This window comes from Neisseria sp. P0001.S005, assembly GCF_051963715.1.
In genome coordinates, this window is the sequence record NZ_JBQCTZ010000010.1 from 20,797 (window position 1) to 42,779 (window position 21,983).

The following is a 21,983-nucleotide window of genomic DNA, read 5'->3' on the forward strand; positions in this document are numbered from 1 at the left end:
CAGGCTCAAAACAGTAAAATACCCTCTTTATTCCAATCTATTCCATCCACCATGCTCACCTTCCAACAAATTATTTTCAAATTACAAAACTACTGGGCAGACAAAGGCTGTACCGTTATCCAACCTTTCGATATGGAAGTCGGTGCCGGTACTTCGCATCCAGCCACCTGCCTGCGCGCGTTAGGCCCAGAGCCTTGGTTTGCCGCTTACGTTCAACCCAGCCGCCGCCCCAAAGACGGCCGCTATGGCGACAACCCCAACCGCCTGCAACACTACTATCAATTCCAAGTTGTGCTCAAACCTGCACCGGCCAATATTCAAGACCTATACCTCAATTCCCTGCGCGAATTGGGTATCGACCCTAAAGTACACGATATCCGCTTTGTAGAAGACGACTGGGAAAACCCTACTCTCGGCGCTTGGGGCTTGGGTTGGGAAGTTTGGCTCAACGGCATGGAAGTAACCCAATTCACCTACTTCCAACAAGTCGGTGGCATTGACTGCTCCCCTGTACTCGGTGAAATCACCTACGGTATCGAGCGTCTCGCCATGTATCTGCAAGGCGTGGAAAACGTATACGACCTCGTTTGGGCAAAAACTCTTGATGGCAACATCGTCACTTACGGCGACGTTTATCATCAAAATGAAGTCGAGCAATCCACCTACAACTTCGAATACAGCGATGCCGATTGGCTCTTGCGCCAATTCAACGACTATGAAGAACAAGCCAAACGCCTGCTTGCAGTTGAAGACACCAGTCTTGCCCTGCCTGCTTACGAGCTTGTACTCAAAGCCGGTCATACGTTCAACCTCTTGGATGCACGCGGCGCCATTTCTGTTACCGAACGCGCAACCTACATCGGCCGTATTCGCGCACTGAGCCGTATCGTTGCACAAAAATTCGTTGAAAGCCGCGAAAAACTGGGTTTCCCGTTACTTAAAAACCAATAAGCCCGCACATGCTTATCACGCCGCCCTTTGATATATTCAAGTGGCGGCGTTTCTATTTTCAGACGGCCTTGACGTCAATGCCATCGCAAACACTTCCAGCCTGCTTTCAGGTAAAATAAACCCTTTATTACATAAGCCGTCTGAAAACATGAGTTCATCCTCTTCTGCAAAAATTCCCTTTTTCTTACTTTCCCTCGTTGCCATCATTCTTGACCAACTGAGCAAATGGGAAATCTTGAAACACTTTACCGAAGGCGAACGCCTCAATATCATTCCAGGCTTCTTTGACCTGACCCTTGCCTATAATCCAGGCGCGGCATTCAGCTTTTTGGCCGACCAAGGCGGCTGGCAGAAATTCTTCTTTTTAGGTCTGGCCGTCGTTATCAGCTTGTATTTAGCCCGTGCCATTTTGCGTGATGAGTTTGGCCGCTGGGGCAAACTAGGGGCTGCCATGATTATCGGCGGCGCGATTGGCAATGTGGTTGACCGTCTGATTCACGGCCACGTTGTCGATTTTCTGCTTTTCTATTGGCAAAACTGGTTCTACCCCGCATTTAACATTGCCGACAGCTTTATCTGCGTTGGCGCAGTTTGCTTGGTAATAGACGGTTTGCTGAACAAAAAAACACCTTCAAACGACACAAAGGCCGTCTGAAAACGGAACACACATGACTCAAAAAACCATTATCCTTGCCAATCCCCGCGGCTTCTGTGCCGGTGTTGACCGTGCCATCAGTATTGTTGAACGTGCACTCGAAGAATTCGGCGCGCCTATTTACGTCCGCCATGAGGTCGTTCACAACAAATTCGTCGTCGACAATCTGCGGGCAAAAGGTGCCGTATTTGTCGATAACTTGGCGGATGTCCCAAAGGGTGCCACACTGATTTACTCGGCTCACGGCGTATCCAAAGCAGTCCAGGAAGAAGCGGCACAACGTGGTTTCCGCGTTTTTGATGCCACCTGCCCTCTGGTAACCAAAGTCCATAAAGAAGTAGCCCGCCTCGATGAGCAAGATTACGAAATTATCATGATTGGCCACAAAGGCCACGTCGAAGTAGAAGGCACGATGGGACAATTACCTCCGGGCAAAATGTTTCTGGTTGAGACAGTGGAAGATGTAGCCGGACTGAACGTCAAAAATCCTGACAAACTTGCCTACGTCAGCCAAACTACTTTATCGATAGACGAAACCAAAGACATCATTGCAGCTTTAAATCAACGCTTTCCAAATATCCGTAATCCGCACAAAGAAGATATCTGCTACGCCACAACCAACCGCCAAACTGCTGTTAAAGAATTGGCCGAAGAATGCGATCTCGTAATTGTTGTCGGTTCACCCAACTCTTCCAACAGCAACCGCTTGCGTGAAGTAGCCGCATTGCGCGGCGTTGATGCCTATATGGTCGATAATGCTTCCTATCTGAAAAAAGAATGGTTTGAAAACAAAACCAAGGTTGGTGTCACTGCCGGTGCATCTGCGCCCGAAGTCTTGGTTCGAGAAGTCTTACAAACCATTCAAGATTGGGGACATGAGACCATACGCGAAGGAGAAGGCGCAGAAGAAAGCATTGTATTTGTCTTGCCCAAAGAGTTGCGTCGTGATGGCGAAAACAAGCAGATCCTAAATAAAGGGTAAGTTTGTTATTTGCTTTATTTGAAAACTTAAGGCCGTCTGAAAACTTTCAGACGGCCTTAAGTTTATTCTGCTAATAAAAAAGACCCGCCTTTAAGGCAGGTCTTTTCATGCATGATCCTGATTATTTATCAGAAGTATGTTGCTGACGGCGCAAGATAGCCGGAATTTCAAAGTCATCCAGTACAGACTGGTTGCTGAAATCAGCCGCTGTCAGATTCATAGAACGGATATTGCGGTTGGTACGAACCAAGCTTTCAGCACTGCTTTGGCTTTGAGCTTGAGGCGCTTCTTCCGCACCGCGTACCAATTGTTGGGTACGGGCAGCAGCGCGCAGTTGGTTGTCAGTACCGTTTTCTTTCAAGCCGGTAGCAATGATGGTAATACGGATAGCGTCTTCGCTCATGCTCTCGTCTTCGGCAGCACCAAATTTGCATTCCACTTCAGGGTGTGCATTTTGGTTGACGATACGCATAATCTCGTTGAACTCAGACATTTTCAGGCAGCCAGGAGCAGTGGTAATGTTTACCAATACACCACGTGCGCCATCCAAAGTAACGTTATCCAAGAGCGGGCTGGAGATAGCTTGATCAGTAGCCAAACGGGCACGGTCGATACCTTGCGCGAAACCTGAACCCATCATGGCGATACCGCGATTGCTCATCACGGTTTTCACGTCGGCGAAGTCCAAGTTGATCATGTCGCTAGGGCAAGTCACCACTTCGGAAATACCGGCAACCGCGTCACGTAGTACATTGTCGGCCGCACGGAAAGCTTCACGCATGGTCACGTCTTCGCCCAAGGCAGTCATCAATTTGTCGTTCGGGATAATAATCAGGGAATCAACGCGCTCTTTGAGCTGATCCAAACCTGCTTGAGCGATATGTACGCGTTTGCCTTCGTAAGCAAACGGACGAGTCACAACCGCAACGGTCAGGATACCCATTTCTTTAGCGATTTCAGCCACAACAGGAGCAGAGCCGGTACCTGTACCGCCACCCATACCGGTAGTGATGAACAGCATGTTTGCACCGCGGATGGCATCTTCGATGGCTTCGCGATCTTCTTGAGCAGCGGCGCGACCGATTTCAGGATTTGCACCGGCACCCAAACCGCGAGTCAGGTTTGTACCTAATTGAATGCGTTTAGCCGCATTGTTTTTAGCCAATGATTGCGCATCGGTATTGGCACTGATGAACTCAACACCATGAATAGTGTTGGCAACCATGTTATTAATGGCATTACAGCCGCCGCCACCCAAACCGATAACTTTAATAACAGCAGGGCTCGTTGCTGATTCTGCTACGTCGTAAACAAATTCCATTCAATAATCCTCCGCGCCCCACTTTATAAGGACGGTTCAAAAATAACTCATTATCCGTATTATATAAGAAGTATCCAGATACTGGCAAAAATCTTCTTACCATTCGGCTGTTGGCGTTATATTTTTACTACATTTTTTAACAGAAAATATACAAGTTTTAAATTATCCACTTGGCAATTATTTAAAACCGTTTAATTCCACTTAAATATTCAGGACAAACGGTTGCTACACCGCCTGCCCTGGAAACTTTTATCAGAAATTGTCTCTGAAGAATCTTTGGATTTTTTCCCACAGACCCATTTTTTTGCCTGAATCATTCAGGGCAATCGCACCGGTTCGGCTGGTTTGCTCACCCTCTTCGGCAGCATAGGCCGTCTGAAGCAGGCCAATCGCTGTTGAATAGCGTGGATTGCGGATACGCTCGGATACGCCGCCCATTTCTTGTGGAACACCGATACGCGCCGGCAAATTGAAGACTTCTTCCGCCAACTCAACAATACCGGTCAGCATAGAAGCACCACCGGTCAAAACGATACCGGAAGTCAGCACTTCTTCTGGGAAGCCGGAGCGGCGCAATTCGTTCAGCGTCAATTCCAAAATTTCTTCTACGCGCGGGCCGATGATTTCAGCCAATACACGGCGTGAAATTTGACGTGATTGACGGTCGCCAACGCTAGGGACTTCAATCATTTCATCCAAGCCGTCCATAGTCGGAATCGCAGCGCCGTAATGGATTTTGATGTACTCAGCTGCACTGTGCGGCGTACGCAAGGCTTGCGCCAAGTCTTTGGTAATCAAATCGCCGGCAACGGGAATAACCGCGGTATGGCGGATGGCGCCATTGGTATAAACCGCGATGTCGGTTGTACCGCCACCAATGTCGATGACGCACACACCCAAATCTTTTTCGTCTTCAGTCAAAACGGCGTGACCGCTTGCCAAAGGCTGAAGCATGATTTGATCCATTTGCAGGCCGCAACGTTGGATACATTTTTGGATATTTTGCAACGCAGTGTTCGCACCGGTAATGATGTGTACACGGGTATCCAAACGCACGCCGCTCATGCCGATAGGCTCTTTCACACCGGGTTGGTTGTCGATGATGTACTCTTGAACCACGGTATGCAAAATGTTGTGATCAGGCGGAATATTGATGGCTTTGGCCGTTTCGATGGCACGATCAATGTCGGTTTGCGATACTTCACCATCTTTAATTTTGACCACGCCTTGTGAATTCAGGCTGCGGATATGGTTACCGGCAATACCGGTGACGACGTGGGAAATTTTGGTATCTGCCATCAGCTCGGCATCTTCTACCGCCTGACGAATGGCTTGCGCAGTGGCGTCAATGTTGGTCACCATACCTGCACGCAGACCGCGTGAAGGGCTTTGACCCAAGCCAACAATGTGGATTTCGTTATCTTCCCGAATCTCGCCGATTAAGGCGATGACCTTGGACGTACCAATGTCTAAGGCACTGATATATTTATTTTGTTGTTGTTCCATAATTGCTCGTTCGCTATGTTGTCTGACTGACGGTTTGATTATTTTTGAAACAAGATTGCTTCACGTCTAATCGGCTATTCACTGTCGGAAGGGTTTTCAGACGGCCGGTAACGGACTGAAAAACCATCCTTATAACGCATATCGATATACTCGATACGGCTTTGTTTTTCACGCAGCAACGATGGCCAAATCTGGGCAAACTGCTGCAAACGTTTGATTTCGTTTTCACGCCCCAATCGCACGGTAATGCCGTTGTTCAATACAAGCAGCCATGCCGAACGCGGCGTGTAGATCAATTCTTTGATGGTCAGTTTCAACGGGCTCAAAATTCCGGAAAAGTCCGCATAATGTTTGACCATGTCTTTGCCTGTCCCCTGCTGCCCTTCAAATATAGGCAGGCCCTGTTTCAGGCTTGCGGCAAACACATTGCCCTTACTGTCCACCAAGCCGCCAGCGCGCCAGTGTGCAACCGGCACACGCTCAGTCAGGATAATTTCCACGGTTTCCGGAAAACGACGGCGTACCATTGCCGAGTCAATCCAAGGCAACTCCTGAAAAGCGGCCTGCGCTGAATCAATATCGGCGCGGAACATATTACCCCTGATATGCTCTCGTGCAACAGTTTGCAATTCTTTGCTGGAAGCATATTTCAGCTTGCCCTGAATGGCAATCTGTTTCACAGGGAAATATTTGGAATTATAAAGCCAAGCTATGCCCGAACCTATCAGTAGAAAGGTCATCAGCACCAATAGCCGGCGGGTCAGTCGACCCAGTGCGCCTGCATCATCCCACATGAGCGGTCTTCAAAATCTCAATACATAAATCAGCAAAATCCACGCCGGTATGGCCCGCAGATTTTGGCACCAAACTGTGGCTGGTCATGCCGGGCAAGGTATTGATTTCCAAGAGATACAGTTTACCGTCTGTATCTTTCAGAAAGTCCACGCGCGAACAGCCGTCCGCACCAATCGCCTGCGCGCCACGCACAGCGAGTTCGCGCATCAGTTTTTCCTCCGCCTCGCTCAAGTCTTCGGACGGACATTGATAAACAGTGTCGTCGCGGTTGTATTTGGCTTCGTAGTCGTAGAACTCGGTAGCCGGGATGATGTGTATGCTGGGCAGGCCTTTGCCGTTCAACACGGGACAGGAATATTCGCCGCCGCCGATGAACCGTTCGGCAATAATTTCGCCTTGAAGGTGTTTCAGCTCTTCGTAAACGCTTTTCAGACGACCTTTTTCTTTCACTTTCACAACGCCGACGCTACTGCCTTCGGCTGCCGGTTTAACAAACATGGGCAAGCCAAGTTGCTGTTCGACAGCATCGAAATCGGAATCTTCATGTAAAACGGCGAACTCAGGAACAGGCAGCCCCAAGGCTTGCCAAATCAGCTTGCAGCGGTATTTGTCCATACCAATGGCGGAAGCGGCAACGCCGCTGCCGGTATAAGGAATGCCCAACAATTCCAACGCGCCTTGAACAGCGCCGTCTTCGCCGTAAGTGCCGTGGAGGATATTGAAAGCAGTTTGGAAACCTTGAGTTTTCAATTCCGCCAAGGGTGTTTCTTTAGGATCGAAGGCGTGTGCGTCTATGCCTTTGCTTTTTAAGGCATTCAAAATGGCGGCACCGCTATCCAGCGAGATTTCGCGTTCACTGGAAAAGCCGCCCATCAATACGGCTACTTTGCCAAAATTCTGCATTGTTTTTGTTCTTTCTTGATTGCTTCTTTGTTTGATACAGGTCGTCTGAAAACGAATCGGGTTTTCAGACGACCTTAATCTTGCTTACCAACCCGATGGAACATCGCTTCATCAGGCGGCTATCGCGGCATCACGATAAAATTTCCGCCTCAGGCTTTTTTCGACAACTCCAGCATCGCGGCAGGAACGCGGTTGATGCTGCCTGCACCCATATTCAACACAACATCGCCGTCTTGCAAAACATTCATCAGCATTTGCGGCAAATCAGCAACGTTTTCGCAGTAAATCGGCTCAAGTTTGCCCAATACGCGGATGGCACGGGCAAGGGCGCGGGAGTCGGCGGCGGCAATCGGCTCTTCGCCTGCGGCATAAACTTCGGTCAACACCAGCGCATCAACGGTATTGAGGACTTTGGTAAAGTCTTCAAACAAATCGCGTGTACGGGTATAACGGTGCGGTTGGAAAGCCAATACCAAGCGTTTTTCAGGGTATGCACCGCGCGCAGCGGAAAGGGTTGCCGCCATTTCGACAGGATGGTGGCCATAATCGTCCACCAGCAAAGCAGTGCCGCCGTTTGGCAATTTGATGTCGCCATATTTTTGGAAGCGGCGGCCGACACCTTCAAAGCCAAGCAAGCCTTTTTGGATCGCTTCAACCGATGCGCCAACTTCCAGCGCAACTCCGATAGCCGCCAACGCATTGAGGACGTTGTGGCGGCCGGGCATATTCAAAACAACTTCAAACGGCTCTTGCTCATGTCCTTTCATTTGGACATGAACGGTAAATTTCATTTGCGCACCGATGTTTTCGATGTCGGTTGCGTAGATATCGGCATTATCGTCCAAGCCGTAAGTCGCGTAAGGCTTGCTCACTTTGGGCAAAATCGCGCGGACGTGTTCGCTGTCAATACACAAGAAGGCCTTACCGTAAAACGGCATACGGTGGATGAAATCAACAAACGCCTGATGCAGCTTCTCAACACTGTGGCCGTAAGTGTCCATATGGTCTTCGTCGATATTGGTCACAACGGACATAATCGGAGTCAGGTACAGGAAAGAGGCATCGGATTCGTCGGCTTCGGCGACGATGTATTCGCCTTTGCCCAAACGGGCATTGGTACCTGCGGCATTGAGTTTGCCGCCGATCACGAAAGTGGGGTCGAGACCTGCCGCACCGAGGATGGAGGCGGTCAGACTGGTGGTCGTGGTTTTGCCGTGCGTACCGGCAATGGCGATGCCGTCACGGAAGCGCATCAGTTCCGCCAGCATCAGGGCGCGGGGAATGACGGGGATTTGCTGCTCCAGCGCGGCGACGACTTCGGGATTGTCTTTTTTGACGGCGGTAGAGGTAACGACGACATCCGCACCGTTGACGTGTTCGGCGGTATGACCGGGATAAACTTGAATACCCAAGCTGCTCAAATGCTCAGTAACAGCATTACGCGCCTGATCCGAACCGGAAACTTTAAAGCCCAAATTGTGTAAAACTTCGGCAATACCGCTCATGCCGACGCCGCCGATTCCGACAAAATGGATGTTGGTAACTCGATTTTTCATCATAACGTTGCGTTCCGGTTGGTTTTTAGTGCGTAAAGGCGTTATTTTAAAGGGCTATCCGCTTCTGCGCCATAGTTTTCTTGTAAATTAAAGATGTTTTGGCATACAGGATTTCACATTGGTTGCAATATGGGTAAAAAAGGGACGGCACTTGGCGGTGAATCTTTGCTATTTTGCCTATTTTTAAACTTGATTTCAGCTACCAAAACACCAGCAAAAACAAAATATAAGGTCGTCTGAAAACCGTTTTCAGACGACCTCGTGCTTATCAACTGGATGGCACTTGTATCCTCATCAAGCGCATATCCAGTTTGCGCCGTCCCCACGCGGTCGCATACAAAAGGCGCAAAAGCCACGGATAACGCGGTTTGCAGACGCTGCTCAAACCGGCTTCTTCAATAATTTCCACACCCGGCATCAGCCGCAGAATGTCGTCCACTCCGCTTATCGCCCAGCGGAACTCGGGCGGTTTGTCCATTTTACCGAGCGCGTCGTGGTGTTTGCTTTGTCCGATGTAGGCTTTGGGGATAGTGTCAAAAGCAAGTTGGGCATTCGGCAGACGGCGAGCAACCTGTTTGAAAAAATCCTGCACTTGCGTTTCTTCGAAATACATCAACACGCCTTCGATCACGAGCAACACGGGTTTGCCGTGCGCTGCGACGGTGTTCATCCACGCTTCGTCGAACATGGACGCGCCCAGATAATGATTGTCCGATTCAGGCAGCAGCATGCGCCGCACTTCAATCACTTCGGGTAAATCCAAATCATACCAAGCGGTAATGCGCGGCTTGCCCAAGCGTTCGTAACGCGCATCCAGCCCCGCGCCGATTTGCACGACGACGGCATCGGGATGTTCGGCGATAAAGTGCCGGGTCATATCGTCCAACAGCTTCGCCCGCCCGCAACAGCCGACCTGCGATGCTTTGACTTTGGCAAACTTGCTGAAGTCGTAGTCAATCTTGTCCAACATCCGCACGGCTTCGTCATCGCGCAAAAGCGGCTGCGCCCTACCCTGCTCTACTGCCTTCGCCCACAGGGGGATCAGCATGGTACTGGACAGGGCGGAAATGGTTTCGGGAGAGATTTTTGCAGACATGGCAGCCTCCAATGAGAGAGATTCCTATTTACATCATACTCCCGCACAATAAGGCTGCCAAGCTACAAAAAGGTCGTCTGAAACCTGTTTTTTTGGTTTTCAGACGACCTCTGTTTCGTTCATCACATTATGTCATCATGCCGTACACGCGATGGCGGCTTCCGCCACATCGTCCGCACTGTGCGGCAACGCCAACGTACGGGCATTTTTCGCCCATTTCAGGCATTTTTCACGGTTTAATCCGCCGAGGATTTCGGCCAGTTTTTCTGCCGTCAGTTGAGTTTGCGGCAGCAGCAAACCAGCTTCGGCCTGCACCATAAAGCGCGCATTAGCTGTTTGATGGTCGTCTACCGCGTGCGGATACGGCACCAGCAATGCACCCAAACCTGCAACCGTCAGCTCGGCAATCGTCAGCGCGCCGGCACGGCAAATCACCAAATCGGCATCACGGTAGGCAGATACCATATCGGTAATAAATTCGACGCACTCGGCCTGCACACCCAACGCATCGTAATCTGCCTGCAGGTTGCCCAATTTATTGCGGCCGGACTGATGATACATTTGCGGACGGGCAGCCTCAGGCAACAATGCCAAAGCCTGCGGAACGGTTTTGTTCAACACATCTGCCCCTAAACTGCCACCCACCACCAAAACTTTCAGACGGCCTTGACGGTTTTCAAAGCGTTCTTCAGGAACAGGCAATGCCGCAATATCGGCACGGACAGGGTTACCCACCAATCCGCCTTCATGTTGAAAGGCTTTAGGGAAAGCGTACAAAACACGTTTTGCCCAACGCGACAGTTGGCGGTTGGACAAACCGGCTACGGCGTTTTGCTCATGAATCACAATCGGCACACCGGAAATTTTTGCCGCCAAACCGCCGGGAAAAGTAACAAAACCGCCAAAACCGATAACACACTCGACACGGTGTTTCTTAATAATCTGCTGTGCCGCACGGACAGTTTTATACAGCGTAAACGGCAACATCAGCTTACGCTTGATGCCGTTGCCGCGGATGCCTTTAATCGCCAGCGTTTCCAAGCGTATGCCGTATTGCGGTACGATACGCTCTTCCATCGAATCCTGACTGCCCAGCCAAATCACATGATGGCCGCGCTTTTGCAGCGACTCGGCAACCGCCAATGCAGGGAAAATATGACCGCCCGTACCGCCGGCCATCAGCATAAAAGTTTTACCGCTCATGGTTTTACTCCACCGAATAACCGCGCATTTTTTGGCGGTTTTCATAATCAATGCGCAATAACAAAGTAACGCACACCAGCATGATAAAAACAGCCGAACCGCCGTAAGACATAAACGGCAAAGTCAGGCCTTTAGTGGGCAGGATACCGATATTTACACCGATATTGAAGAAACTTTGAATACCAATCCAAATACCGATACCGTTGGCAATGTACGCGCTGAACATCAAGCCCGAATCACGCGCCTGCTTGCCGATGGAAAACGCACGCCACACCAGCCAGCCGTAGCAGAACACCAAAACCAGCATCCCAACAAAGCCAAATTCTTCACCGATGACGGCAAAAATAAAATCCGTGTGCGCTTCAGGCAGGTAAAAACGTTTTTCCAAACTCGCACCCAAGCCCTCGCCAACCCAGCCGCCACGCGCAATCGCCATCAAGGAATGCGTCAGCTGATAGCCTTTACCCAAAGGATCGCTCCAAGGGTCCAAAAACGCCGCCACACGCGCCATACGGTAAGGCGCGGCCAAAATCAGCAAGCCCATACCGCTCACAACGGTCGCCACCAATACGGCAAAATACTTCCACGGAAAGCCTGCCAAAAACAGCATACCCATGGTAATCACGACAATCACGACAAACGAGCCAAAGTCCGGCTGACCCATAATCAAAACCAAACCGACCGCCACCAACATAATCGGCAGAATCAAGGTCTTAAACTTGCGGAAGCGTTCCTTTACCCTTACCCAAGCTTCATTTTTAAAGGGGCTGCACACCAAATCGCCAATACCGGTAAACAAAGACGACCAACCCAAAGAATCCAAATCACGCAACATTTCTTCACGGCGCGTAAACAGGCTGGACAAATACAAGACCGTCGCCAATTTGAAAAATTCGGTCGGTTGCAAGTTGAGCGGTCCGATATGAATCCAGCGCGTCGCGCCGTTAATCTCACGGCCGACAAACAATACCAACAACAACAGCAAACCCGAAACAGCAAAATAAAACGGAATAATCCGCCGCCAGAAACTCATTTTCAGCAGGAAAAGCGGCAAGCATATGGCCACCGTAAACAGGATAAACATTGCCTGCTTAGACACAAAAGAAAACTGGCTGCCCCCTTCCGATGCCGCATACGCAATAGAAGCCGAATAAATCATAATCAGGCTGAAGACCGTCATTAAGACGACCATCCACAAGAGAGAAACATCAAACTTCCGACCATCGCGCGCAATCGGCCGGTCAAGCATTTTGGAAAGACTAATCATGAACAAACATCCGTTACGGAACAAACGTTTCAGACGACCTTTTGGATATACGGGTCGTCTGAAAATATCGAAAATCAGAAAAACGTCATTCTAAAGGTTTCTTGCCAAAGCAACAATTCAGATTCTTTAAAGACAGTCGGATTCCGGCGTTCTTTGCGCCCTACCCTGCTCTTTGATACCGATAAAAGGTCGTCTGAAAACGTTTTTATGTTTTCAGACGACCTTATATATAGTGGATTAAATTTAAATCAGGACAAGGCGACGAAGCCGAAGACAGTACAGATAGTACGGCAAGGCGAGGCAACGCCGTACTGGTTTAAAGTTAATCCACTATAAATCTTTTCCTCGGGCAAACAGACCGCTTTTTATCAAATGCAAACCCTAAGCCACCTGCGGTATTTCCGCCCACGGCTGTATCTGTTCCAACTGCGCGGCGAGGCTAAGCAGCGTGTCTTCGCGTCCGTGTGCGGCGGCGAACTGGGTGCCGACGGGCAGCCCGTTATGCCGGTAAAGCGGCACACTCATGGCGGGGTTGCCGCTCATGTTCAGCGGCGACGTATAACCGACGTATTGCAGCGTCGTGGCGGCTTCTTTTTCCACAAACGGGTTGTTTTTCAACAGAAAACCCAAGCGCAGCGTGCCGAACAGCAGGCGCATGGCTTTTTGTACGGCGGGCGGCGGCATCATCTCGCCGATTTTCGGCGTGGTGCGCGGGCAGACGGGCGTCATCAACACGTCGTAGCGTGTGAAAAATGCTTTGGCGGCACGTTCCTGCGCCAGCATCACGTCGCGCGCCCAAGCCATTTCGCCCGCGCTGATTTGCCGCCCCTGCACAATCATTGCCCACGTTGTCGGCTCAAGCAGGCGGTGCGGCAGTTTTTGTCCGGTTTCGTATTGATATTGGTAGAACAGTTTTGCCGTTTCGCCCATGACGATGATGCGGGCGGCTCGGTTTAATTGTTCGGGCGGCGCAAAATCGGGCGTGGCTTCTTCCAATTCGTGTCCCGCGTTTTGCATCAGTTTCAAACTATGGGCGAACGCGGCTTCCGTGCCTTCGTCGTTGCCGCCGCCAAACCATGTCTGTTTCCAAAAAGCGATTTTCAGACGACCTGTTTCTTGTTTCAGGCTGTCTGCAAAACCGTTTTCGGGCGGCGGCGGGCAGGCATACAGGGCGCGGGCTTGGGTTTGAGCGGCGATGTCCAGCAAAACCGCGCTGTCGCGTACACTGCGGGTCAACACATGGTCGCACACCAAACCTTGCCACGCTTCCGATGCGTTCGGTGCGTAACTGCTGCGGCCGCGCGTGGGTTTCAGCCCGAACACGCCGCAGTTGTGCGCGGGTAAGCGGATGGAGCCGCCGCCGTCGCTGCCGTGCGCTGCGGGGACGACGCCCGAAGCCACTGCTGCCGCCGCACCGCCGCTGCTGCCGCCTGCGGTGTAATCCAAATGCCACGGATTGCGCGTGATGCCGTAAATTTCGGTTTCGGTAACGGGATACGCGCCCCATTCGGGCGTGGTGGTTTTGCCGAACACGCGCAGCCCCGCATCGAGATAGGCTTGGGTCAAATCGCTGTTTTGCTTGGCAATGTAATGCTGCATCATGCGCGAACCCGACCATGTCGGCTCGCCTTCCCAATCCGCCAGCAGGTCTTTGAGCAAAAACGGCACGCCCGCCAGCGGCGTATCGGCATTTTCAGACGACCCCTGCCACGCCGCCGCGCGTTCGCGCAAATCGTGTGCCAACAGATTGAGCTTGGGATTGACTTCGTCCAAGCGGCTTAAAGCAGCCTGCAACACCTCATCGGCGGACACTTCTTTTTTGCGGATCAGCTCTGCCAAACCGACGGCATCGTAACGGATGTAGTCTTGAAAATTCATGGGTTTTCCTTTCGGATTGATAAACACACGTTTTGTCTGTCAGGCATGGCTGCCCGCCGCCTCGCCGTTTGCCCGCATAGGCAATTTTTAAGAAACAGTAGCACCGGATAAAGGAAAGAAACTAGTTTACCGTTGCTGCAAAAAGGTCGTCTGAAACTGCCTTAACGTTTTCAGACGACCTTTGAGGCAATGACACACAAGGTTTACGGTAAAACCAACCCTCTTTTCATGTTTCAGATGACCTCACAAAGCCTTAAACGCTTCGATAAACACTTCCGAACGGTGTGCATAGCCTTTAAACATATCGAAGCTCGCGCAGGCGGGACTGAGCAGCACAATATCGCCAGCTTCGGCTTGGGCGTATGCCGTCTGAACCGCTTCTTCCAAAGTGGTGCAGTCGGTCATATTCAGATCGCAGCCGTCCAAATCGCGGCGGATTTGCGGCGCATCAACGCCGATCAGGAACACGCCTTTTGCCTTGCCGGCAAGCGCGTCGCGCAGGGGCGTAAAGTCCTGCCCTTTGCCCATGCCGCCCAAAATCACGAATAGCGGATTTTGCAAACCGGCAATCGCGGCGGCGGTCGCGCCGACGTTCGTGCCTTTGCTGTCGTCGATGAACACCACGCCGTTTTTCTCGCCGATTTTTTCCACGCGGTGCGGCAGTCCTTGGAAGGTTTTGACGTGTTCGAGCAATGCTTCGCGCGGCAAACCGACGGCTTCGCACAAGGCGACGGCAGCCATAACGTTGGCGGCGTTGTGCAGACCTTGCAGCGGGATGTCTTGCGTGGCAATTAAATCTTCATTACCTTGTTTCAGACGGCCCGTCTCGCGTTCCAACCAAAAATCGGCTTCGTGTTCCAACGAAAACCATTTCACCTCACGCCCGGCGCGCTTCATGGCGCGGCAGAACACGTCGTCTGAATTTAAAACCTGCACGCCATCGCCACGGAAAATCTTATCCTTGGTATGCGCGTAATCAAGCAGGTCGTCGTAGCGGTCGAGATGGTCTTCGGAAATGTTCAATACCGTCGCCGCGGTCGGGCGCAGGCTTTCAGTATTTTCCAGTTGGAAGCTGGAAAGCTCCAACACCCACACGTCCGCCTTTTTACCTTCACGCTGCAATTCTGCCTCCAAAACCGGCGTGCCGATATTGCCCGCGATAACGGTATCCAGCCCGCACTTAATGCAGAGATAGCCGACCAAGCTTGTTACCGTCGTTTTGCCGTTGCTGCCGGTAATCGCAATCACCTTGTCGCCACGGCGGTTCACAATGTCCGCCAACAATTCAATGTCGCCCAACACACGCCCACCGTTTTGCTTGAACGCCTCGATATCCGGCTGACGCTCACTGATGCCGGGACTAAGCGCCAGAATATCGAAACCATTATCCAACGCATCTTTCAGACGACCCGTGTAAAACACCAGCCCATCAAACATCTTCCCGATTTGCGACACGCGCTCGGCTTTCAGCTCCGCATCATACGCAGCCACCTCCGCACCGTTTTTGCGCAGGTAGGCAATCATGGAAATACCCGTGCCGCCGAGTCCGGCGACGAGGATTTTTTTGTTTTCAAGCGTCATTTTGGTTTTGTCCTAGTTTTTTCAGACGGCCTTTAGAAAAATTCAATATCCTGCCTGATTAAATTTTCGATAAGTATCACAACCTTGTTGTAATCCATTATCACAAGCCTTGCCATACCATTCCTTAGCAATCACAAGATTTTTCCGAACTCCTTGTCCTTGTGTATACATCACACCCAAATTATATTGTGCATTGGCATCCCCTTGTTCTGCCGCCTTACGAAACCACTGCGCTGCCTGTGCAACGTCCTGACGGACTCCTTGCCCATTGAGATACATCCAACCCAAATTAGATTGAGCTTGGGCATCCCCTTGTTCCGCAGCCCTACGATACCACTGCACTGCCTGTGCATAGTCTTGACGGACTCCTCGCCCATTGAGATACATCCAACCCAAATTAGATTGAGCTTGGGCACCCCCTTGTTCCGCAGCCCTACGATACCACTGCACTGCCTGTGTATAGTCTTGACGGACTCCTAGCCCTTTTGCATACATCGCGCCCAAATTAACTTGGGCTTTAGCAATCCCTTGTTCTGCTGCCTTGCGATACCACTGCACCGCCTGTGCTTTGTCTTGACGGACGCCTCGCCCTTGGTCATACATCAAGCCCAAATTGAATTGGGCATCGGCATGCCCTTGTTCTGCCGCATTGCGATACCACTGCACCGCCTGTGTATAGTCTTGATGGACTCCTCGTCCACTTTCATACATCACGCCCAAATTAAATTGGGCGTATGCATCCCCTTGTTCTGCCGCCTTGCGATACCACTGCGCTGCCTGTGCATCGTCTTGACGGACTCCTTGCCCATTGGCATACATTTTGCCCAAATTATTTTGTGCACCAGCATACCCTTGTTCTGCAGCCTTACGAAACCACTGCACTGCCTGTGTATAGTCTTGATGGACTCCTCGTCCACTGTCATACATCCCGCCCAAATTATGTTGGGCTTCTGCAACCCCTTGTTCTGCCGCCTTGCGATACCACTGCGCTGCCTGTGCATCGTCTTGACGGACTCCTTGCCCTTGTTCATACATCACACCCAAATTATATTGATCTTGAGCAATCCCTTGTTCTGCTGCCTTGCGATACCACTGCACCGCCTGTGCATAGTCTTGACGGACTCCTTGCCCTTCGTAATACATCACGCCCAAATTATGTTTGGCTTGAGCATCCCCTTGTTCTGCCGCCTTGCGAAACCACTGCACTGCCTGTGCATAGTCTTGACGGACTCCTTCGCCTTTGTAATACATCACACCCAAATCCAATTGGGCTTGAGCATTCCCTTGCTCCGCAGCTTGAAGCATTTCCTGAAAATCCGATACGTCATCCGCCCACACCGCTTGGTTCAAGCCCAAGGCAATCAGGGTGGCGGCAAGCCATTTGACTGTCTGTTTCATGGTTTTACTCCTGTTTCGGTATAAGGCGGGTTTCAGCCGCCATTAAAAAAATAGGGATTCGGCAGGCTGAGGCCTGCGGGTTTATCCCCGTTCAAATGCCGTCTGAAACTTTCAGACGGCCTTTGGAGATTTAGCGGATTTTGAGGGTACTCAAACCAATCAGCACCAAGACGATGGTAATAATCCAGAAACGGACAACGACTTGGGTTTCTTTCCAGCCTTTTTGTTCGTAATGGTGATGAATCGGCGCCATCAGGAAGATGCGTTTTTTGGTGCGTTTGTACCAACCGACTTGCAACATAACGGAAATGGCTTCAACAACAAACAGGCCGCCCATGATGACGAGGACAAATTCTTGGCGGATGATGACGGCAACGGTACCGAGCGCCGCACCAAGCGCGAGCGCGCCGACGTCGCCCATAAAGACTTGTGCCGGATAGGCGTTAAACCACAAAAAGCCGAGACACGCGCCACACATGGCGGTACAGAAAATCACCACTTCGTTTGCGCCGGCAACGTAAGGCAACTGCAGGTATTGGGCAAATTGGGAGTGGCCGCTGGCATAAGCAAAGATGGCAAGGCCGGCGGCGACAAGTACAACGGGGAATGCGGCCAAGCCGTCCAAACCGTCGGTCAGGTTAACGGCATTGGATGTGCCGACAATGGTCAGGTAGGACAATACCAAGAAGCCGACTACGCCAAGCGGCAAGGCAACTTGTTTGAAGAAGGGAACAATCAGGATATTGTTGGCGGAATTTGTAGCAAGGTAGAACAATGCCAAACCGGCAATGATGGCAACGCTAGACTGCCACACCATTTTGAATTTGGCAGACACGCCGTTAGGGTCTTTATAAACCACTTTGCGCCAGTCGTCGTAAAAACCGAGTGCGCCGGTAGCAAGCAAAACTCCTAAGAGAATCCAAATATAAGGATTTGCCCAGTTTCCCCACAAGATTGTCGACACGGTAATGGCGGTCAAAATCAGCGAGCCGCCCATGGTTGGCGTACCGTTTTTGATCAGGTGGGTTTGAGGGCCGTCGGTACGGACGGCTTGGCCGACTTTAAGCGCAGTCAGCTTGCGGATGGTCCACGGACCCAACAATAATGAAAATACCAGCGCAGTCAGCGCGGCCATCACGGCACGGAATGTGGTGTATTGAAAAATATTCAGACCGGTTAACCAGTTACTGAAATGTGCGAGCCATAAAAACATGGGGCTTCCTTTTTTGTTTTTGTTGTTACAGCGGGCTTATTGCCCAATTAAAAATAAATCGGTATGCCGTCTGAAATTGCAGATGGCCTTGTTGAGTAAGATTATTTCTCTACCGCGCAAATCGGATAGTTTCCAGGATTCTTTCCGCCGCCTAAGTCCAAGCAGGTATCTTCATAAATAAATGCCTGTACTTTCATTCCGGCATAAAACGCGGCAATCAGCAAACCAGCCAATAGAAAAATTTTTTTCATAATTTCTGACGGCCTTTTACGCGGTTGTTGCTGCCAACGCCTCGACCACTTCTTCCATCTTCATAAAGCGCGAGCCTTTGACCAATACAGTAGCGCGTTCAGGCAAGTCGTGGCTCAACACTTGAATCAGCGGATCTTTGTCAGCAAACCACAAACCTTCCGCGCCAAACGTTTCCGCTGCTTCAACGCTGTTTTCGCCGACAAAATATGCGGCCTCGATGCCTTTATCCCGTGCATACGCGCCAACTTCGGCGTGCATGGCGGCGGCTTCATCCTCACCCAATTCGCCCATATCGCCCATCACAAAAATACGCGGCGCAGGCATAGCGGCAAGCACATCAATGGCAGCTTTCATGCTATCGGGGTTGGCATTATAAGTATCGTCAATCAAAGTTGCATCTTTAATGCCTTGCTTGATATTCAGACGGCCTTTGATATTGCTGAAATTTCTCAGGCCGTCTGAAACTTCGGCAAGGCTCAAACCTGCCGCCAAAGCCAGAGCAGCGGCGGCTACGGCATTATGTACATTGTGGCGGCCGGGGACTGGCAACACCACGGCAACACGTTCATTGCCACGCACCAAATCAAATTCGCAGGACAACGGTTTCAACTCAATATTTTCTGCATGGACATCGCCACTGGCAACACCGAAAGTCTGAGCGTTCAATTGTGCAGTAGAAGCTTCAAATGTAGCGATATTGGCATCTTCGCACGGAATCAGCGCAATGCCGTCTGAAAGCAAACCTTCGTAGATTTCACTTTTGGCTTTGGCAATATCGCCGACACCATCGAAACCGCAGCCGACATGTGCGCGCAAAGCGTTATTGACCAAAGCAACATTCGGACCAGCGATTCGGGTCAGCAAAGACAATTCGCCAAAATGGTTCATACCCATTTCAATGACGGCATAGCGGTGTTTTTCGTTCAACTTCAACAAAGTCAGCGGCAAGCCGATATGATTGTTGAAATTGCCGGCAGTCGCCAACACAGCTTCATCACCAAATCGATGACGCAATACGCCAGCCAACATCTCTTTCACTGTCGTTTTGCCGGAAGAGCCGGTAATGCCGAAGACAAACGGATTCACATTTTCACGCCACGCTTTCGCCAGTTTTTGCAAAGCCACAAGCGTGTCGTCAACCTTCAGCGCGCCTTTCAAAGCCGCACAATCTTCGCGGGAAACCACAACTGCCGTTGTCCCCGCTGCCAACACATCTTCAACAAAGTCATGCGCGTCAAAGCGCTCACCGGCAAGCGCGAAAAATACGTCGCCGTCCTGAATATCGCGGCTGTCCGTAACAATACGCGAAACGGGTTGATTTTCAGACGGCATTGGAAGGCCAAGAGTTTGGCAGATGAAATTTAGGTCTAGTGGTTTCATGATTGTGTTTCTTGTCCTTGTTCTAACGGCTCCACATTTTTATCCATATTTTGGGAAACCATTTTTAAATGACGATAATTGCGTCCTGCCAGCACAATAAAAAGAATAGCGGCAAAATTTACACCGACAGTAAGCTTATTTATTATGAGGCTGAACGATAGTTTCAATACACTATCTATATAAAATACAAAAGAAAATACATCGCTTGCAAAAGCAATCTGCAATATGCATGGCATGTACACATATGTCATTCTCTTAAAACCTACTGCACGGTATTTAAACGCATTCCATGCTGCAGACAGCGCCAATAAACCTAAAGCGAAAATTAAAACTCCAAACAGCACGGACCATGCCATGTTGTTGATCAGTCCCTGCACACTCTGAATTACTGCCAGAACTACCCAAACCACGCCCTGCACAAAAGTCAGCCATACCATAAATTTGCCGCTTTTGGGTAATTTTTTATATTCAGGAAATGTCTTGGAAAACCAACTTTTCATACTATAAATCACTTTCTCTTATCAGCTGCCGATTTTCCCATACTGCTGGTAATCGGAAAAACACAATACAATGGTTTTACCGTTTTGGCGGTAGGGGGAGCAAAGGCTGTAATTGCCGTCTTTTACTTCATAACGTATTTCATTTGTTTGTCCGGCAAATACCCTCTGCAAGTATTCACGCTCGCTCAAATGCGGAGCATAAAGATATTGCGTTTTGCTGATCGTTTCTTTATTGCCATTCCGAGTAACGACAAAACCATTATCATCGCCTACTCCCTGAGCATTGGGCGCCTGCTCATCAATCCCACTTAAATGGGAATCGGCTGAGAAAGCCAAATAAACCTGTTTATTACCTATCGTATCCGGCACAATCACCGTAGCGGCTTTAAAGGCAGAATCTTCCTTCGACATCAGCTCAAGGATTAACGCCGCTTTTTTGATGTACGCCAAGTCAAAACGATAATCTGCCAAGGCATTGATTTGCGATGGATTATCCTTGACGATGCGCTCTAGCGATTGAGTCAAAATCTGACGTTTTTTCTGAACAGTCAGATAATTTCCGCCAAATAACAAGGCAGCTAAAACGGGAAATACTACCAACAACAAATATAAGGTTTTCCGGCCACCTTTGCTTTCTTCCTCTTGTCCTCGCTCGGCGATACGGGTCAAATTCAGCATGATGTTCAGTATCAAGGCACCCGCCATCACGGCAAAAATCCCCAAAATACTCATCAGGAAAATTTCCGTAATGTATTCGCGGAACACCTTAAGCCCGAAAACATTGGATAAAATCAGAACAAATACCCAGTACACCAGCAGCACGACTGCCACCATACCGACGATATTCGTTACCTTAACCAATTTCTTTGCGTTCATACTCTCAAATCTTGTTCAGACGGCCTATCTGCTCTGATTAATCAGCGGATACGGATTCACCGCGCCGCTCGGCAGATACACGCCGTAATGCAGGTGGGCCGGTGTGGTTCTAGCGTTGCCGGTTTTACCGACATAGCCGATGACCTGCCCTTCTTTTACTCGCTCATATAGGCGGATACGGGCAAATTTATTCAGATGGGCATAGTAATGCCACGCCCCCGGCCCTTGAATACCGATAACTTTACCGCCCAATCTGTTGCGTCCGATTTTAGTTACAATACCGGGCGTCGTACTACGTATCGGCGTATTTTTCTTAGCAAAAATATCCACACCTTCATGCCTGCGCCCCTGACTGCGCGCTGCGCCCCAAGTGTCGTCAAAACGCTTGCCTTTAACAGGATTCGGCAGGCTTTGCTCGACCAGAGGCTGTTGCGCCCTCAACTGCTCGATTTCGGCAGTAGGACGCGGAAGTTGTTTGGTTGTACAGCCTGCGAATAAAACTACGGCTGCACTGATTAATAAGGTTTTTATCGGCATTTTCAGCATCAAATCGGTCTCCTTGTTGTTCAGACAGCCTTGTTAAAAAGTCCTCCGAAACAAACAACTGTGATGGGTTTAATGGCTGACGTGCCGTAATGCGTGTGTCGTATTGCTTTTGTTGTATATGCTT

General features: G+C 50.3%; 20 protein-coding genes. 3 read left to right on the forward strand and 17 right to left on the reverse strand.

Annotated features, from left to right (window positions below):
• Nucleotides 1-51: 51 nt before the first annotated feature.
• The 3 genes from glyQ (at nucleotide 52) to ispH (ending at nucleotide 2,588) form a co-directional block, all read left to right on the forward strand.
• Complete coding sequence (glyQ, locus tag ACTHSP_RS02830) at nucleotides 52-951, forward strand: glycine--tRNA ligase subunit alpha (protein ID WP_049351720.1); 900 nt, start codon at nucleotides 52-54, stop codon at nucleotides 949-951.
• Between the two features lie 148 nt (nucleotides 952-1,099).
• The gene (lspA, locus tag ACTHSP_RS02835; RefSeq protein WP_314053261.1) at nucleotides 1,100-1,606 is read left to right on the forward strand and encodes a signal peptidase II; all 507 of its coding nucleotides are present in this window, start codon (nucleotides 1,100-1,102) and stop codon (nucleotides 1,604-1,606) included.
• A 13-nt stretch (nucleotides 1,607-1,619) separates the two neighbouring features.
• Entirely contained in the window at nucleotides 1,620-2,588 is a 969-nt protein-coding gene (ispH, locus tag ACTHSP_RS02840; protein WP_314053263.1) for a 4-hydroxy-3-methylbut-2-enyl diphosphate reductase, read from the forward strand.
• A 121-nt stretch (nucleotides 2,589-2,709) separates the two neighbouring features.
• Here ispH and ftsZ read toward each other — a convergent pair whose 3' ends face one another.
• The 17 genes from ftsZ to ACTHSP_RS02925 all read right to left on the reverse strand — a co-directional run bounded on the left by ftsZ (nucleotide 2,710) and on the right by ACTHSP_RS02925 (nucleotide 21,859).
• Complete coding sequence (gene ftsZ, locus ACTHSP_RS02845; protein WP_063076120.1) at nucleotides 2,710-3,909, reverse strand: cell division protein FtsZ; 1,200 nt, start codon at nucleotides 3,907-3,909, stop codon at nucleotides 2,710-2,712.
• 252 nt (nucleotides 3,910-4,161) lie between these two features.
• Nucleotides 4,162-5,415: a cell division protein FtsA gene (gene ftsA / locus ACTHSP_RS02850; protein WP_250591763.1), complete on the reverse strand. Its 1,254-nt coding sequence runs from the start codon at nucleotides 5,413-5,415 to the stop codon at nucleotides 4,162-4,164.
• 74 nt (nucleotides 5,416-5,489) lie between these two features.
• Nucleotides 5,490-6,209: a cell division protein FtsQ/DivIB gene (locus tag ACTHSP_RS02855; RefSeq protein WP_371464901.1), complete on the reverse strand. Its 720-nt coding sequence runs from the start codon at nucleotides 6,207-6,209 to the stop codon at nucleotides 5,490-5,492.
• The gene (locus ACTHSP_RS02860; protein ID WP_371464900.1) at nucleotides 6,199-7,113 is read right to left on the reverse strand and encodes a D-alanine--D-alanine ligase; all 915 of its coding nucleotides are present in this window, start codon (nucleotides 7,111-7,113) and stop codon (nucleotides 6,199-6,201) included. Before ACTHSP_RS02860 ends, ACTHSP_RS02855 begins: the two co-directional genes overlap by 11 nt.
• A 149-nt stretch (nucleotides 7,114-7,262) precedes the next feature.
• Nucleotides 7,263-8,672 carry a UDP-N-acetylmuramate--L-alanine ligase gene (gene murC, locus ACTHSP_RS02865; RefSeq protein WP_371464899.1) on the reverse strand — a complete coding sequence of 470 codons (1,410 nt, stop codon included), beginning with the start codon at nucleotides 8,670-8,672 and terminating at the stop codon, nucleotides 7,263-7,265.
• Between the two features lie 265 nt (nucleotides 8,673-8,937).
• Nucleotides 8,938-9,765: a class I SAM-dependent methyltransferase gene (locus ACTHSP_RS02870; protein WP_049351713.1), complete on the reverse strand. Its 828-nt coding sequence runs from the start codon at nucleotides 9,763-9,765 to the stop codon at nucleotides 8,938-8,940.
• Between the two features lie 135 nt (nucleotides 9,766-9,900).
• Entirely contained in the window at nucleotides 9,901-10,968 is a 1,068-nt protein-coding gene (murG, locus tag ACTHSP_RS02875; protein ID WP_003685904.1) for an undecaprenyldiphospho-muramoylpentapeptide beta-N-acetylglucosaminyltransferase, read from the reverse strand.
• A 4-nt stretch (nucleotides 10,969-10,972) separates the two neighbouring features.
• The gene (locus tag ACTHSP_RS02880) at nucleotides 10,973-12,235 is read right to left on the reverse strand and encodes an FtsW/RodA/SpoVE family cell cycle protein (RefSeq protein ID WP_440345608.1); all 1,263 of its coding nucleotides are present in this window, start codon (nucleotides 12,233-12,235) and stop codon (nucleotides 10,973-10,975) included.
• Between the two features lie 381 nt (nucleotides 12,236-12,616).
• The gene (locus tag ACTHSP_RS02885; RefSeq protein WP_440345609.1) at nucleotides 12,617-14,113 is read right to left on the reverse strand and encodes an amidase; all 1,497 of its coding nucleotides are present in this window, start codon (nucleotides 14,111-14,113) and stop codon (nucleotides 12,617-12,619) included.
• A 243-nt stretch (nucleotides 14,114-14,356) separates the two neighbouring features.
• The gene (gene murD, locus ACTHSP_RS02890; protein ID WP_440345610.1) at nucleotides 14,357-15,694 is read right to left on the reverse strand and encodes a UDP-N-acetylmuramoyl-L-alanine--D-glutamate ligase; all 1,338 of its coding nucleotides are present in this window, start codon (nucleotides 15,692-15,694) and stop codon (nucleotides 14,357-14,359) included.
• Between the two features lie 42 nt (nucleotides 15,695-15,736).
• Nucleotides 15,737-17,092, reverse strand: coding sequence for a hypothetical protein (locus tag ACTHSP_RS02895; RefSeq protein ID WP_440345611.1), 1,356 nt, complete (start codon nucleotides 17,090-17,092; stop codon nucleotides 15,737-15,739).
• A gap of 130 nt (nucleotides 17,093-17,222) precedes the next feature.
• On the reverse strand, nucleotides 17,223-18,305 hold the full coding sequence (mraY, locus tag ACTHSP_RS02900; protein ID WP_003685861.1) for a phospho-N-acetylmuramoyl-pentapeptide-transferase: 1,083 nt from the start codon (nucleotides 18,303-18,305) through the stop codon (nucleotides 17,223-17,225).
• 101 nt (nucleotides 18,306-18,406) lie between these two features.
• Entirely contained in the window at nucleotides 18,407-18,556 is a 150-nt protein-coding gene (locus ACTHSP_RS02905) for a hypothetical protein (protein WP_308112011.1), read from the reverse strand.
• Between the two features lie 16 nt (nucleotides 18,557-18,572).
• Nucleotides 18,573-19,937 carry a UDP-N-acetylmuramoyl-tripeptide--D-alanyl-D-alanine ligase gene (locus ACTHSP_RS02910; RefSeq protein WP_440345612.1) on the reverse strand — a complete coding sequence of 455 codons (1,365 nt, stop codon included), beginning with the start codon at nucleotides 19,935-19,937 and terminating at the stop codon, nucleotides 18,573-18,575.
• Complete coding sequence (locus tag ACTHSP_RS02915; protein WP_440345613.1) at nucleotides 19,934-20,437, reverse strand: hypothetical protein; 504 nt, start codon at nucleotides 20,435-20,437, stop codon at nucleotides 19,934-19,936. Before ACTHSP_RS02915 ends, ACTHSP_RS02910 begins: the two co-directional genes overlap by 4 nt.
• Nucleotides 20,438-20,458: 21 nt before the next feature.
• Nucleotides 20,459-21,313, reverse strand: coding sequence for a hypothetical protein (locus ACTHSP_RS02920; RefSeq protein ID WP_049350855.1), 855 nt, complete (start codon nucleotides 21,311-21,313; stop codon nucleotides 20,459-20,461).
• 24 nt (nucleotides 21,314-21,337) lie between these two features.
• On the reverse strand, nucleotides 21,338-21,859 hold the full coding sequence (locus ACTHSP_RS02925) for a M23 family metallopeptidase (RefSeq protein WP_049350856.1): 522 nt from the start codon (nucleotides 21,857-21,859) through the stop codon (nucleotides 21,338-21,340).
• Nucleotides 21,860-21,983: the final 124 nt, after the last annotated feature.